Source organism: Streptomyces sp. NPDC001750 (genome assembly GCF_042892615.1).
Classification (GTDB): Bacteria; Actinomycetota; Actinomycetes; order Streptomycetales; family Streptomycetaceae; genus Streptomyces.
In genome coordinates this window covers 260,991-276,030 of sequence record NZ_JBIAUE010000004.1, presented here as the reverse complement: position 1 = coordinate 276,030, position 15,040 = coordinate 260,991, and the positions used below count along the sequence as shown (strand labels likewise).

Annotated in this window: 10 protein-coding genes; 8 read left to right on the top strand and 2 right to left on the bottom strand. The window is 71.5% G+C overall.

Annotated features, from left to right (window positions below; translation table 11 throughout):
* Window positions 1–152 precede the first annotated feature (152 nt).
* From glnA to ACFYY6_RS09430, 3 genes are all read left to right on the top strand, one after another.
* Window positions 153–1,514: a type I glutamate--ammonia ligase gene (gene glnA / locus ACFYY6_RS09440; protein ID WP_351521739.1), complete on the top strand. Its 1,362-nt coding sequence runs from the start codon at window positions 153–155 to the stop codon at window positions 1,512–1,514.
* Window positions 1,515–1,910: 396 nt separating this feature from the next.
* A complete protein-coding gene (locus ACFYY6_RS09435; RefSeq protein ID WP_351521737.1) occupies window positions 1,911–2,792 on the top strand; it encodes a putative protein N(5)-glutamine methyltransferase in 882 nt (293 codons plus the stop codon).
* 261 nt (window positions 2,793–3,053) lie between these two features.
* Complete coding sequence (locus ACFYY6_RS09430) at window positions 3,054–6,044, top strand: bifunctional [glutamine synthetase] adenylyltransferase/[glutamine synthetase]-adenylyl-L-tyrosine phosphorylase (protein ID WP_389192379.1); 2,991 nt, start codon at window positions 3,054–3,056, stop codon at window positions 6,042–6,044.
* Between the two features lie 258 nt (window positions 6,045–6,302).
* On the opposite strand, the gene ACFYY6_RS09425 is transcribed toward ACFYY6_RS09430, so the two are convergent.
* On the bottom strand, window positions 6,303–7,250 hold the full coding sequence (locus ACFYY6_RS09425) for a phosphatase PAP2 family protein (protein ID WP_351521733.1): 948 nt from the start codon (window positions 7,248–7,250) through the stop codon (window positions 6,303–6,305).
* A gap of 98 nt (window positions 7,251–7,348) precedes the next feature.
* Window positions 7,349–8,422, bottom strand: a complete 1,074-nt coding sequence (locus ACFYY6_RS09420) for a LacI family DNA-binding transcriptional regulator (RefSeq protein ID WP_386607170.1) — start codon at window positions 8,420–8,422, stop codon at window positions 7,349–7,351.
* Window positions 8,423–8,894: 472 nt separating this feature from the next.
* Between ACFYY6_RS09420 and ACFYY6_RS09415 the strand changes: the two genes are divergently transcribed.
* From ACFYY6_RS09415 to ACFYY6_RS09395, 5 genes are all read left to right on the top strand, one after another.
* Entirely contained in the window at window positions 8,895–10,169 is a 1,275-nt protein-coding gene (locus tag ACFYY6_RS09415) for an extracellular solute-binding protein (protein ID WP_389192376.1), read from the top strand.
* Window positions 10,170–10,188: 19 nt separating this feature from the next.
* The gene (locus ACFYY6_RS09410) at window positions 10,189–11,205 is read left to right on the top strand and encodes a sugar ABC transporter permease (protein ID WP_351521728.1); all 1,017 of its coding nucleotides are present in this window, start codon (window positions 10,189–10,191) and stop codon (window positions 11,203–11,205) included.
* Complete coding sequence (locus ACFYY6_RS09405) at window positions 11,121–12,119, top strand: sugar ABC transporter permease (protein WP_386607333.1); 999 nt, start codon at window positions 11,121–11,123, stop codon at window positions 12,117–12,119. The genes ACFYY6_RS09410 and ACFYY6_RS09405 overlap by 85 nt, the downstream gene beginning before the upstream one ends.
* Window positions 12,120–12,199: 80 nt before the next feature.
* Window positions 12,200–13,927: a glycoside hydrolase family 13 protein gene (locus ACFYY6_RS09400; protein WP_351628571.1), complete on the top strand. Its 1,728-nt coding sequence runs from the start codon at window positions 12,200–12,202 to the stop codon at window positions 13,925–13,927.
* Window positions 13,912–14,970, top strand: a complete 1,059-nt coding sequence (locus ACFYY6_RS09395) for a LacI family DNA-binding transcriptional regulator (RefSeq protein ID WP_389192373.1) — start codon at window positions 13,912–13,914, stop codon at window positions 14,968–14,970. The genes ACFYY6_RS09400 and ACFYY6_RS09395 overlap by 16 nt, the downstream gene beginning before the upstream one ends.
* The last annotated feature ends 70 nt before the right edge of the window (window positions 14,971–15,040 follow it).

Here is a 15,040-nt window from a genome sequence, read left to right as displayed (position 1 = left end):
CGCGTGCCATGGGCGCAGATCGTAGTGGGTGGCCGGGTGCTCCATCTCACTCCATGTGCGTAATCTGGGTGAAATCCCGGGTCGTGATACTGGAGCTCCTCCCCTACCCCGGGCGGTGGTGCACAGACCGTCTGAACTGCAAGGATGTGGCTATGGACAAGCAGCAGGAATTCGTCCTCAGGACGCTTGAGGAGCGCGACATCCGCTTCGTACGGCTGTGGTTCACCGACGTCCTCGGCTACCTCAAGTCCGTCGCCGTGGCCCCCGCCGAACTGGAACAGGCGTTTGACGAGGGAATCGGCTTCGACGGCTCCGCCATCGAAGGCTTCGCCCGGGTGTACGAGTCCGACATGATCGCCAAACCCGACCCGGGCACGTTCCAGATCCTGCCGTGGCGCGCGGAGGCACCCGGCACGGCCCGGATGTTCTGCGACATCCTGATGCCCGACGGTTCACCGTCCTTCGCCGATCCGCGCTACGTCCTGAAGCGGATCCTCGCCAAGACCTCCGACCTGGGCTTCACCTTCTACACCCACCCGGAGATCGAGTTCTTCCTGCTGAAGGACAAGCCCGTCGACGGCAGCCGTCCCACCCCCGCCGACAGCTCCGGGTACTTCGACCACACCCCGCAGAACGTCGGCATGGACTTCCGGCGCCAGGCGATCACCATGCTCGAATCCATGGGCATCTCGGTCGAGTTCAGTCACCACGAGGGCGCCCCCGGCCAGCAGGAGATCGACCTGCGGTACGCGGACGCGCTCTCCACCGCCGACAACATCATGACGTTCCGCCTCGTGATGAAGCAGGTCGCGCTGGAGCAGGGCGTGCAGGCGACGTTCATGCCGAAGCCGTTCTCCGAGCACCCGGGTTCGGGCATGCACACGCACCTCTCCCTCTTCGAGGGCGACCGCAACGCCTTCTACGAGTCGGGAGCGGAGTACCAGCTCTCCAAGATCGGCCGCTCGTTCATCGCCGGCCTGCTCAATCACGCCGCGGAGATCTCCGCCGTGACGAACCAGTGGGTCAACTCCTACAAGCGCATCTGGGGCGGCTCCTCCCGCGCCGCGGGCGCCGGCGGCGAGGCCCCCTCGTACATCTGCTGGGGCCACAACAACCGTTCCGCGCTGATCCGCGTCCCGATGTACAAGCCCGGCAAGACCGGTTCGGCCCGCGTCGAGGTCCGCTCCATCGACTCCGGCGCCAATCCGTACCTGACCTACGCGGTCCTGCTCGCCGCGGGTCTCAAGGGCATCGAGGAGGGCTACGAACTCCCGGCCGGTGCCGACGACGACGTCTGGGCGCTGTCGGACGCGGAGCGCCGCGCGATGGGCATCGAGCCGCTGCCGCAGAACCTGGGCGAGGCGATCTCGCTGATGGAGAAGAGCGAACTGGTCGCCGAGACGCTCGGCGAGCACGTCTTCGACTTCTTCCTGCGCAACAAGAAGCAGGAGTGGGAGGAGTACCGCAGCGAGGTCACCGCCTTCGAGCTGAAGAACCTGCTGCCGGTGCTGTAAGAGCTGGTCGGCGCAGTCGCAGCGTCTGTACGTGGCCTTCGGGCCGACGGGTGTCGCACCCTCGGCCCGACGCTGTTCGTGGCGCCTTCGGACGACCTGCTGCCCCACAGCGTCGGTTCGAGCCCCTTGTCCGGATCGCGGTGCAGGATCATGTGGCTGCGCTCGGCGTTCGGAACTGACGTAGTGTCATATCTTTTGCCGGGCGGTGAACCGGGCGAGGGGCGTCGGCAGGCGCCGCCGGTGGGGTAGTGTGACGCCTCCCCGTACGGGACCGACCAAGGAGGTGAGACCCATCAACGCTGTGTCAGACCGGGTGCTCACTTCGCACGACCGCGTGGCCGACCCCACATAATCGGCCGCGGAGCGCCCATCGGCTTCCCCGAAAGGCTCCGCCCCATGTCGGTTCACGTTTCGTCGCACGTCGTCTCCTCCATCGTCACCACACTCCGCGCCGCGGGCTGCGTATTCGCCGAGGACGAAGCGGATCTGCTCGTCTCCGCGGCCACCGACCACGCCGGGCTCGTCGCCATGGTCGAACGACGGGCCGCCGGGCTGCCCCTGGAACACGTCCTCGGCTGGGCCGAGTTCGGCGGCCTCCGGATCGCCGTGGATCCGGGGGTCTTCGTCCCCCGCCGCCGCACCGAGTTCCTGGTCGAACAGGCGGTCGCGCTCGCCGCGCCCGGGGCGGTCGTCGTCGACCTCTGCTGCGGGTCGGGCGCGCTCGGCGCGGCGTTCGCCGCGGCCATGGGCGGGATCGAACTGCACGCGGCCGATGTCGAACCCGCCGCCGTGCGCTGCGCCCGCCGCAACATCGGCGACGCGGGACGGGTCCACGAGGGCGACCTCTTCGAACCGCTCCCCGGCACCCTGCGCGGCCGGGTGGGGATCCTGCTCGCCAACGTTCCGTACGTACCGACGGACGACGTCGAGCTGCTCCCTCCCGAAGCCCGCCTCCACGAACCACGCGTGGCGCTCGACGGGGGCGCCGACGGCCTGGACGTGCTGCGGCGGGTCGCCGCCGAGGCCCCGCGCTGGCTCGCCCCCGGCGGGCACCTCCTGGTCGAGACGAGCGAGCGGCAGGTGCCCCGGGCCGAGGAGACCGTCGCCCGCGCCGGTCTGATCCCGCGCGTGGTCACCTGCGACGAGCTGTGCGCCACCGTCGTCATCGCGACCCGGCCGGGCGCCCCTGCCGTGCCCGTCCCTCCCGCGTCCGTGCGCCGGCCGCCGTTCTCCCGCGAGCCGAACGCCGCCCGCTCCGAATCCCCTGACGCGGGCTGAGGGCCGTCCCGTGCACCGCGGCGGATCAGCGCGCGGCGTCGGAGGTGGTGCGTCACAAGGCGGGGGGCGCCCGCATACTGGATGTGCGCGGGCGTTCCGACAACGCGGCGAGCCGCCGCGGCTGTCGTCGGCCGCCAGGGATTCCGGGAGAGCCCTCACGACCCCGCCCGCGATGGTCGGCGGCGTCGCGGCAATCATGGGCGAGGTCGTTAGGCTCGGAACGCTGGATCGTGTACGGGCGGCGAGCAGGAGAGCACGGAAATGACGACGGCGCCGGGACGCAGAAGCAGTACGTTCACCCGACTGCTGCGGCACGGATTCACCGATCCCTCCGTCGCCGAGCGGCACCTCGACCTGCCCGCGCTGTCGTCCGTGCGCACCGATCCGGTGCTCCTCGACGCCCTCGGCGCCACCGCAGACCCGGACCTCGCCCTGCGCGGGATCGCCCGACTGGTGGAGGCCCAGGACGGGGAGGAGCGGCAGGCCCTGCTGGACACCCTCGTCACCGCCAAGCCGTTGCGCGACCGGCTGCTCGGGGTCCTCGGCGCCTCCGAGGCGCTCGGCGACCATCTGGTCCGCCATCCGCGCGACTGGCACGCGCTCGTCACGTACGAGGCCACCGATCTGCACCCCGGGATCGCCGAGTTCGAGCGGGAGCTGGCCGGGGCCGACGACCCCGACTCGCTGCGCGTCGCCTACCGCCGGTGCCTGCTGGCCATCGCGGCGCGCGACGTGTGCGGGACGACGGACGTCACCGAGGCGGCCGCCGAGCTGGCCGACCTGGCCACGGCGACGCTGCGGGCCGCGCTCGCCATCGCCCGTACGGCCGCGCCCGAGGACGACGCCCGGTGCCGGCTCGCCGTCATCGCCATGGGCAAGTGCGGCGGGCACGAGCTGAACTACGTCTCCGACGTCGACGTCATCTTCGTCGCGGAACCGGCCGACGGCGTCGACGAGGGCGTGGCGGTACCGGCCGCCACCCGGCTGGCCGCGCACATGATGCGGATCTGCTCCGACACCACCGTCGAGGGCACCATCTGGCCCGTCGACGCCAACCTCCGGCCCGAGGGCCGCAACGGGCCCCTCGTACGGACCCTGTCCTCGCACCTCGCGTACTACCAGCGCTGGGCCAAGACCTGGGAGTTCCAGGCGCTCCTGAAGGCCCGGCCGGTGGCCGGGGACCCCGAGCTGGGCGCGGAGTACGTCGAGGCCGTCTCGCCGCTCGTGTGGCAGGCGTCGGAGCGCGAGAACTTCGTCGCCGACGTGCAGAGCATGCGCCGTCGCGTCGTCGACAACATCCCCGCCGACCGCGTGGACCGGGAGATCAAGCTCGGCCCCGGCGGGCTGCGGGACGTCGAGTTCGCCGTGCAGCTGCTCCAGCTGGTGCACGGCCGCAGCGACTCCGCCCTGCGCAGCGGCACCACCCTGGAGGCCCTGCGGGCGCTCGCCGCGGGCGGCTACGTGGGCCGGGTGGACGCCGCGCAGCTCGACGACGCCTACCGCTTCCTGCGCGCCATGGAACACCGCGTCCAGCTCTACCGGCTGCGCCGCACGCATCTGGTCCCGGAGGACGAACCGGACCTGCGGCGGCTCGGACGCTCCCTCGGGATGCGCACGGACCCCATCACCGAGCTCAACCAGACGTGGCGGCGCCACACCTCCGTGGTGCGACGGCTGCACGAGAAGCTGTTCTACCGGCCGCTGCTCGACGCCGTCGCCCAGCTCGCCCCCGGCGAGTCCCGGCTCAGCCCCGAGGAGGCCCGGCACCGGCTCGTGGCCCTCGGGTACGCCGACCCGGCCGCCGCGCTGCGGCATCTGGAGGCGCTGTCCTCCGGGGTGTCCCGCAAGGCCGCCATCCAGCGCACCCTGCTGCCGGTGCTGCTCGGCTGGTTCGCGGACTCCGCCGACCCCGACGCCGGTCTGCTCGGCTTCCGCAAGGTGTCCGACGCCCTCGGCAAGACCCCGTGGTACCTGCGGCTGCTGCGGGACGAGGGCGCGGCGGCGGAGAACCTCGCCCGGGTGCTCTCGGCCGGCCGGCTCGCCCCCGACCTGCTGCTGCGGGCGCCCGAGGCGGTGGCGATCCTCGGCGACCCGCAGGGCCTGCGGCCGCGCGGGCGGGCGCACCTGGAGCAGGAGGTGCTGGCCGCCGTGGGGCGGGCGGACGGCGCCGAGTCCGCCGTCGCCGCGGTGCGCGGGGTGCGGCGGCGCGAGCTGTTCCGTACCACCGCCGCGGACCTCATCAGCTCGTACGGGACGGAGGAGCGCCCCGCCGAGGAGGATCCCGGCGCCCTCGTCGACCGGGTCGGCGACGCGGTCACCGATCTGACCGCCGCCACGATCGCGGGCGCCCTGCGCGCCGCCGTGCGCGAACAGTGGGGGGACACCCTGCCCACCCGGTTCGCGGTCATCGGCATGGGCCGGTTCGGCGGGCACGAACTCGGCTACGGCTCCGACGCCGACGTGCTGTTCGTCCACGCGCCGCGCGAGGGCGTCGACGAGCAGGAGGCGGCACGCGCCGCGAACACGGTGGTCGCCGAGATGCGCAGGCTCCTCCAGCTCCCCACCGCCGACCCGCCGTTGCTCATCGACGCGGATCTGCGCCCGGAGGGCAGGAACGGCCCGCTGGTGCGCACGCTCGGGTCGTACGGGGCCTACTACCGGCGCTGGTCGCTGGTCTGGGAGAGCCAGGCGCTGCTGCGGGCCCTGCCGATGGCGGGCGACGAACAACTGGGCCGGGACTTCATCGAGTTGATCGATCCGCTGCGCTATCCGATGGAGGGGCTGGGGGAGGAGGCGGTCCGGGAGATCCGTCGTCTGAAGGCCCGGATGGAGTCCGAGCGGCTGCCGCGCGGCGCGGACCCGATGCTCCACACCAAGCTGGGGCGCGGCGGGCTGAGCGACGTCGAGTGGACCGTCCAGCTGATGCAGATGCAGCACGGCTGGTCGGAACCGGGGCTGCGGACGACACGGACGCGCGAGGCGCTGGCCGCCGCGTGCGCGGCCGGGCTGATCCCGACCGAGGACGCGCAGACGCTGGACGAGGCGTGGGTGCTGGCGACACGGGTCCGCAACGCGGTGATGCTGGTGCGCGGCCGGCCGGGCGACACGTTCCCCTCCGGCCCGCGCGAACTCACCGCGGTCGGACGGTACCTGGGTTACGAGCCGGGCCACGTCGGGGACATGCTGGACGACTACCGCAGGATCACCCGCCGGGCGCGCGCCGTGATGGAGGAGCGTTTCTACGGGGCATGAGCCGCCCCTGTGCCCCTCCCGGGCCCCTCCCGGCGACGCCCGCGGATGCTGTCGGAGGGGCGGCTCCGCGGGCCGTGCGGCGGGGGCCGTGCCACGGGGCATGAGGCGGGGCCGCCGCGGGCCGGCCCGCGGCCGACCCGGCGCCCGTGCGGCTCATGGTCTGCGGAGGGCGCGTGGCGCACCGGGGGTGAGGGGCCCGGCTCCGGCGTTCCGGCTCCGGCGTTCCGGCGCCGGCTTCCGCTCCGGGCGGGCCCGTAGTCAGGCCGCGGGCGGGAACGCCGGCCGGGGCACCCCGGCCGGGGCCCGCACCGCCCGGGGGAGGCGGTGCGGCAGCGACCCGTACCAGACGTACGAGACCGCGAAGCCGAAGGCCAGGCACAGCAGGCCGCCCAGCGCGTCCAGCCAGAAGTGGTTGGCGGTCGCCACGATCACGACCAGGGTGGCCGTCGGGTACAGCAGCCCCAGGATCCGGGCCCAGGGCGCGGAGACGAGCGCGAAGACGGTCAGGCCGCACCAGAGCGACCAGCCGATGTGCATCGAGGGCATGGCCGCGTACTGGTTCGACATGTTCTTGAAGTTGCCCGAGGCCATCGAACCCCAGGTGTGGTGGACCAGGACGGTGTCGATGAAGTGGCCGCCCGTCATGAGGCGGGGCGGCGCCAGCGGGAACAGGTAGTAGCCCAGCAGCGCCACGGCCGTGGTCGCGAACAGGGTCAGCCTGGCCGCCGCGTAACGGCCCGGGTGACGGCGGAACAGCCACACCAGGACGCCGAGGGTCACGACGAAGTGCAGGGTCGCGTAGTAGTAGTTCATCGACACGATCAGCCATGTCACCGAGTTCACCGCGTGGTTGACGGTCTGCTCGACGGCGATCCCCAGGTGCTTCTCGACCGACCAGATCCAGTCGGCGTTGCGCAGCGCCTGGGTCTTCTGCTCCGGAACGGCGTTGCGTACGAGGGAGTAGACCCAGTAACTGACCGCGATCAGCAGCACTTCGAACCAGAGGCGCGGACGGCGCGGTGAGCGTGCCCGCACGAGCGCCATCCGGTGCCGGGTGCGCGTGTACGGGGGACGTGGCTCTGCCGGGCCGGACTCCTGCCGCCCGGTGTCCCGCTCCGCGGTCACGGTGCGGGCCGCCCCGCCCACGGTGGGTGACGGGGTGGCATCCGGTCGGGTCTCCTGCGATGTCACGCGCGATTCACCCATAGGCACAGAGTCTGCCAGAAATGTTTCCCCACCCGATCATCTTCCCATCGGTGGGGAGATGCCCCTGCCGGGGGCCGACGGGCGTGGGCGAACCGGGGTCAGGGGCGGCCGGGCGCCGCCGGCGCGGCCCCGGCGGACGGCGTCGCGGCCGGGGCCGGTCCGGGACCCGCCGCCGTCGAGCCGCGGACCACCAGCTCGGGCATGAAGACGAACTCGCTGTGCGGGGCCGGAGTGCCGCCGATCTCCTCCAGGAGCGTGCGCACGGCGGCCTGGCCCATCGCCGTCACCGGCTGACGGATCGTGGTCAGCGGCGGATCGGTGAACGCTATGAGCGGCGAGTCGTCGAAACCGACCACCGACAGATCGCGCGGCACCTCCAGCGACAGCCGACGGGCGGCGCGGATCGCGCCGAGCGCCATCATGTCGCTCGCGCACACCACCGCCGTGCACCCCCGCTCGATCAGCGCCGACGCGGCGGCCTGCCCGCCCTCCAGGGTGAACAGCGAGTGCTGGATCAGCTCCTCCGTCTCGTCGGGCCCGGCCCCCAACTGCTCCCGCATGACGGCACGGAAGCCCTCGATCTTGCGCAGCACCGGCACGAACCGCTTCGGGCCGACGGCCAGACCGATCCGCTGATGCCCCAGCGCCACCAGGTGCGTCACCGCCAGCCGCATCGCCGCCCGGTCGTCCGGTGAGATGAACGGCGCCCGCACCTCGGGGGAGAAGCCGTTGACCAGGACGAACGGGACGCCCTTGGCGCGCAGTTGCTCGTAGCGCCGCATGTCGGCCGAGGTGTCCGCGTGCAGCCCGGAGACGAAGATGATGCCGGACACCCCACGTTCGACGAGCATCTCGGTCAGCTCGTCCTCGGTGGAACCGCCCGGGGTCTGGGTCGCCAGCACCGGGGTGTAGCCCTGCCGGGTCAGCGCCTGGCCGATGATCTGGGCCAGCGCCGGGAAGATGGGGTTCTCCAGCTCGGGCGTGATCAGTCCGACCAGTCCCGCGCTGCGCCTGCGCAGCCGCACGGGGCGTTCGTAGCCGAGGACGTCGAGCGCGGCCAGAACGGATTCGCGGGTGGCCGCCGCAACACCGGGCTTGCCGTTCAGCACGCGGCTGACCGTCGCTTCGCTGACCCCCGCCTGAGTTGCGATATCGGCAAGCCGTGCGGTCATGGAAGTGGACTGTACCGGGCGTATGTCGGATTGCCCACCATCGGCCGGAGTCGGACACCCACGCCCGGCCGGGCCCCGGGGGACCCCGCGCGGGCCGGTCCCGTCCCGCGCTCCGGCGGTACGAGGACACCCCGCCCGCACGGCGTCCGGCACCGTGCCGGCACGCTGTCGGGCCTGCCGGGCACGTCTGTTCCGACAGGCGTCGCAGAAAGATCTTGCAAGGGCTTGCGGTCCCCTGTCCGGCGCCCGATCGGGCCGTCGAACCGTGACGATCGCGTGCGGTGGGCCGCCTCTGCAGGGTTTTCCGCCTCTCGTCAAGAGGCTTGACGGCAACCGTGAGGACACGCGAATGTAACGATCGTCGGCCGTTGCAGAAATATTCTGCAAACTCTTTCGGTCCTCTTTCATCCTTGTTACGTTCCACGTCGACCCGGCGCCGCGACGGAGCGGTACGGCAGTTGAAGGAGTTCAGATGCGACGTGGCATAACGGCCACCGCCCTGGTCGCGGCCCTGGCGCTCGCGGCGACCGCCTGCGGCAGCGATGACGGGAACGGCGGCACGAGCAAGGGCTCGGGCGAGCTGTCCGGCACGGTGACGTGGTGGGACACCTCCACCGCGGGCAGCGAGGACAAGGTCTTCAAGAAGCTCGCCGAGGACTTCACCAAGGAACACCCGAAGGTCCGCGTCAACTACGTCAACGTGCCCTTCGGTGACGCGCAGAACAAGTTCAAGAACGCGGCCCAGTCCGGCTCCGGTGCTCCCGACGTCATCCGCTCCGAGGTCGCCTGGACGCCCGAGTTCGCCGACCTCGGCTACCTCGCGCCGCTCGACGGCACCCCCGCGCTGAAGAAGCCGGACGACTTCCTGAAGCAGGCAGCCGCGTCCACGAAGTACAGGGACAAGACGTACGCGGTGCCGCAGGTCATCGACTCCATGGGGGTCTTCTACAACAAGAAGATCTTCAAGGAGGCGGGGGTCGAGGTCCCCAAGACCGTCGACGAACTCAAGAGCGTCGCGAAGAAGATCAAGGACAAGACCGGCAAGACGGGCATGTACCTGCGCGGTGACGACGCGTACTGGTTCCTGTCCTTCCTGTACGGCGAGGGCGGCGACATGGTGGACGCCGGGAACAACACCGTCACCATCGACAACGCCCAGGGCGTCAAGGCGATGAAGGTCGTCAAGGACCTCGTCGACTCCGGTGCGGCCAAGACGGACGCCACGGACGGCTGGGAGAACATGCAGGCGTCCTTCAAGGACGGCAAGGTCGCCATGATCATCAACGGCCCGTGGGCCGTCGCCGACACCTACGCCGGCAAGGAGTTCAAGGACAAGGCCAACCTGGGCGTCGCCCCGGTCCCGGCCGGCTCCGCCCGGCAGGGCGCCCCGCAGGGCGGCCACAACCTGGCCGTCTACGCCGGCTCCAAGAACCTCGACGCCTCCTACGCGTTCGTCGAGTACATGACCTCCGCCGAGACCCAGGCCAAGGTCACCAAGGAGCTGAGCCTCCTGCCGACCCGCACCTCCGCCTACGGCATGAAGGACGTCGTCGACAACGAGATCGTCGGCTTCTTCAAGCCCGTCGTGGAGACCGCCGTCGAGCGGCCCTGGATCCCCGAGACCGGCAGCCTCTTCGCGCCGCTCGTCACCGAGTACACCAAGGTCCTCACCGGCCAGACCACGCCGGAGAAGGGCGTGAAGACCACCGGCGACTCCTACCGCAAGCTCCTCAAGGGCTGGAAGTAACAGGAAGGCAGGCCGGCTGATGGCTGTCCACACCGGCCAGTCGGTGGCGAAGGCCGCGGGCGACGACGTCGTCCGCGGCCGGAGCCGCGGCACTGGCAACCCCCCGCCGCCGAGCAGGCTCCGGCGGGCGCTGTCGACCCACTGGTACGCCTGGGCCATGGTCGCCCCGGTCGTCGTCGTGATCGGCGTCATCATCGGCTACCCGCTGGTCCGCGGGATCTACCTGTCGATGACCGACGCGGACGAACGCAACGTCGCACGCTCCATCGGCGTCAACCACATGCCCGCCACGTACGAGTTCGTCGGCCTGGACAACTACGCCGACGCGCTCACCGGCGATCAGTTCCTCGGCACGCTCGGGTGGACCCTGGTGTGGACGGTCTCCTGCGTGGCCATCACCTTCGCCCTCGGACTGGCCCTCGCCAACATCCTCAACCGCAGGATCGCCGGGCGCTCCGCGTACCGGATGGCGCTCATCCTGCCCTGGGCCATCCCCGGATTCGTCTCCGTCTTCGCCTGGCGGTTCCTCTACAACGAGGACCGCGGGCTGCTCAACAAGATCCTCTCCGGTGCCGGGTTCGACGGCATACCCTGGCTGAACGACCCCGCCTGGGCGAAGCTCTCCGTCATCGCCGTCAACGTCTGGCTCGGCGTGCCGTTCATGATGGTCGCCCTGCTCGGCGGGCTGCAGTCGATCCCCGCCGAGCACTACGAGGCCGCCGAGATGGACGGCGCCACCGCCTGGCAGCGCTTCCGCCACATCACCCTTCCCGGGCTGCGGCCGGTCTCCACCACGGTGGTCCTGCTCTCCACCATCTGGACCTTCAACATGTTCCCGGTGATCTTCCTGCTGACCCGCGGCGGACCCGGCGAGGCCACGCAGATCCTGGTCACCCAGGCGTACAAGTTCTCCTTCGAGATCAGCCCGCGCGACTACGCGCAGTCCTCCACCTGGGGCGTGCTGATCCTCGTGCTCCTGCTGCTCTTCGCCGCCGTGTACCGGCGCGTCCTCCGCACCCAGGGAGACGACTGGTGACCACCGCCCCCGCCCCCGCGAACCCCGCTCCGGCGACGAGCGCCCCCGCGACGACCGCCGCACGCCGCCCCGCCCGCAAGGCCCGGCCGCGCGGCGAGCGCGCGCCGATCGCCTCCGTCGGGCTGCACCTCACGCTCCTCGTCGCGTCCGTCGTCGCCGTCTTCCCCGTGCTGTGGGTCCTGCTCACCTCGCTGAAGCCGGCCGCGTACGCGACCACCACCGACTTCTTCAAAGAGACGACGTTCGAGAACTACACGAACCTGATCCGGGACACGAAGTTCCTCACCTGGTTCGGCAACTCCCTGCTCATTGCGGGACTCACCACGCTCCTCGGCGTCATCGTCTCCGCCTCCACCGGCTACGCCGTCAGCCGCTTCCGCTTCCCCGGCAAGCGCGGACTGATGTGGACGCTGCTGGTCACCCAGATGTTCCCGGTCGCCGTCCTCATCGTGCCGATCTACAACATCATGTCCGGCATGGGCCTGCTGAACCAGCCCGCCGGCCTCGTCATCACCTACCTCACCATCTCGGTGCCGTTCTGCGCCTGGATGATGAAGGGCTTCTTCGACACCATCCCGCGCGAGATCGACGAGTCCGGACAGGTCGACGGCCTCACCCCGTTCGGCACCTTCTGGCGGCTCGTGCTGCCGCTCGCCAAGCCCGGCCTCGCCGTCACCGCGTTCTACTCCTTCATCACCGCGTGGGGCGAGGTGGCGTACGCCTCCGCCTTCATGGTCGGCGAGGACAACCTCACCCTCGCGGGCGGCCTCCAGCTGTTCGTCAACCAGTACGGAGCCCAGTGGGGAGCGATGACCGCCGCGTCCGTGCTCATCGCGATACCCGCCGCCCTGGTCTTCCTCTTCGTCCAGCGCCATCTGGTCACCGGCATGTCCGCCGGAGCCGTGAAGGGCTGACCGGCCGCACCACGTCACCGCGTCCGCCGGAACCCCACCCGGTCCCGGCGGCGTACCCACCCCGACACCCCAGGGACGACATGACCCAGCACCTCGCTGCCCCCTCCACCGGCCCGTCCGCCGACGCTCCGGCCCACCAGAACGGCTGGTGGCAGGACGCGGTGATCTACCAGGTCTACCCACGGAGCTTCGCCGACGGCAACGGTGACGGCATGGGCGACCTCGCGGGCGTACGCGGCAAGCTCCCGTACCTCAAGGACCTCGGCGTCGACGCGGTCTGGCTCAGCCCCTTCTACGCCTCCCCGCAGGCCGACGCCGGCTACGACGTCTCCGACTACCGCGCCATCGACCCCATGTTCGGCACCCTGCTGGACGCCGACGCACTGATCCGGGACGCCCACGAACTGGGCCTGCGGATCATCGTGGACCTGGTGCCCAACCACTCCTCCGACCGGCACGACTGGTTCCGGCGCGCCCTCGCCGAGGGCCCCGGCTCCGCGCTGCGCGACCGCTACCACTTCCGTCCCGGAAAGGGTGAGCGGGGCGAACTCCCGCCCAACGACTGGGAGTCCGTCTTCGGCGGTCCCGCCTGGACCCGGACCACGAACCCGGACGGCACCCCCGGTGACTGGTACCTCCACCTCTTCGCGCCCGAGCAGCCCGACTTCAACTGGGAACACCCGGCCGTCGCCGACGAGTTCCGCTCGATCCTGCGCTTCTGGCTCGACATGGGCGTCGACGGCTTCCGGGTCGACGTCGCCCACGGCCTCGTCAAGGCCCCCGGACTGCCCGACATCGGCGGCCACGACCAGCTCAAGCTGCTCGGCAACGACGTCATGCCGTTCTTCGACCAGGACGGCGTCCACGAGATCTACCGCTCCTGGCGCACCATCCTCGACGAGTACCCCGTGAAGAAGGGGCCCGAGGGGCCTTCGTCGCAAGGGCGGTGGTGGGCGACGGGCGGGCGGATCCTGGTCGCCGAGGCGTGGACCCCCACCGTCGAACGCACCGCCCGCTACGTGCGCCCCGACGAGATGCACCAGGCGTTCAACTTCCAGTACCTGACCACCGACTGGGACGCCGCCGCCCTGCGCGAGGTCATCGACACCTCGCTCGCCGCCATGCGCCCCGTCGGCGCCCCCGCCACCTGGGTGCTCTCCAACCACGACGTGACCCGGCACGCCACCCGATTCGCCAACCCGCCCGGCCTCGGCACCCAGATCCGCACCCCCGGCGACCGCGCACTCGGCCTGCGCCGGGCCCGCGCCGCCACCCTGCTGATGCTGGCACTGCCCGGCTCCGCCTACGTCTACCAGGGCGAGGAACTCGGCCTGCCCGACGTCACCGACCTGCCCGACGAGGTCCGCCAGGACCCGTCGTTCTTCCGCGCGGAGGGCCAGGACGGCTTCCGCGACGGCTGCCGGGTGCCGATCCCGTGGACCCGCGACGGCGGCTCGTACGGCTTCGGCGGCGGCGGCAGCTGGCTGCCCCAGCCCGACGGCTGGGGCGAGCTGAGCGTCGAGGCGCAGACCGGCGTCACCGGCTCCACCCTGGAGCTGTACCGGGCCGCGATCGCCGCCCGCCGGGCCCACCCCGGGCTCGGCGCCGGTGCCTCGGTGGAATGGCTCCAGGCCCCCGAGGGACTGCTGATCCTCGCCCGTCCCGGCTTCGTCTGCACCGTCAACACCACGGACCGCCCGGTCCGCATCCCGGTGCGCGGCAGCGTCCTGCTGTCCAGCTCCCCGGTCGTCACCGACGGCGCCGAGATCGACCTGCCCGCCGACACCACGGTGTGGTGGACGGTGTGACGACCCCCCTGGTCAGGACCGGCGGTGCGCCGAGACTCTCGGACATCGCCGGACGGGCGGCGGTCAGCGAGGCCACCGTCAGCCGGGTGCTCAACGGGAAGCCCGGCGTCGCGGACACCACCCGTCGGCGGGTGCTCGCGGCGCTGGACGTCCTGGGCTACGAACACCCCGCACGGCCGCGGCAGCGCAGCGCCGGCCTGATCGGACTGGTGACGCCCGAACTCACCAACCCGATCTTCCCGGCGTTCGCGCAGTCCGTGGAACAGGTCCTGGCCGGACACGGCTACACCCCGGTGCTCTGCACCCAGATGCCCGGTGGCGCCACCGAGGACGAACTCGTCGAGCAGCTCGTCGAACGCGGCGTCGACGGGATCGTCTTCCTCTCCGGGCTGCACGCCGACCTCTCGGCCGACCCGGCCCGCTACGCCGCGCTCGTCGACCGAGGCGTCCCGTTCGTCCTGATCAACGGCTACAACGAACGGATCAGCGCCCCGTTCGTCTCGCCCGACGACGTCGCGGCGGTGCGGATGGCCGTCGGCCACCTCGCCGATCTGGGCCACCGCAGGGTCGGCCTGGCCGTCGGTCCGCAGCGCTACGTACCGGCCCGCCGCAAGCGCGACGGCTTCGTCGAGGCCGCCGCCGATCTCCTCGGCATGGACCGCGCCGAGGCCGAACTCCTCGTCTGCACCACCCTGTTCAGCGTCGAGGGCGGCCAGGTGGCCGCGGGCGCGCTGCTCGACCGGGGATGCACGGGCATCGTCTGCGGCAGCGACCTGATGGCGCTCGGCGTGGTGCGCGCCGCCCGGGACCGCGGGCTCCACGTGCCGCGCGACGTGTCGGTGGTGGGCTTCGACGACTCGCAGCTGATCGCGTTCACCGACCCGCCGCTGACGACGGTGCGCCAGCCGGTGCACGCGATGGCGGGGGCGGCGGTGAGCGCCCTGCTGGAGGAGATCGGCGGCAGCCCGGTGCAGCGCACGGAGTACGTGTTCCAGCCGGATCTGGTGGTACGGGGTTCGACCGCTGCGGTCGGCCCGGCCTGAGCCCCGGCCTGAGCCCCGGCCCGCGTTCCGGCCCGCGTTCCGGCCGGGCCCTCGATCCCGTACCCGGCAC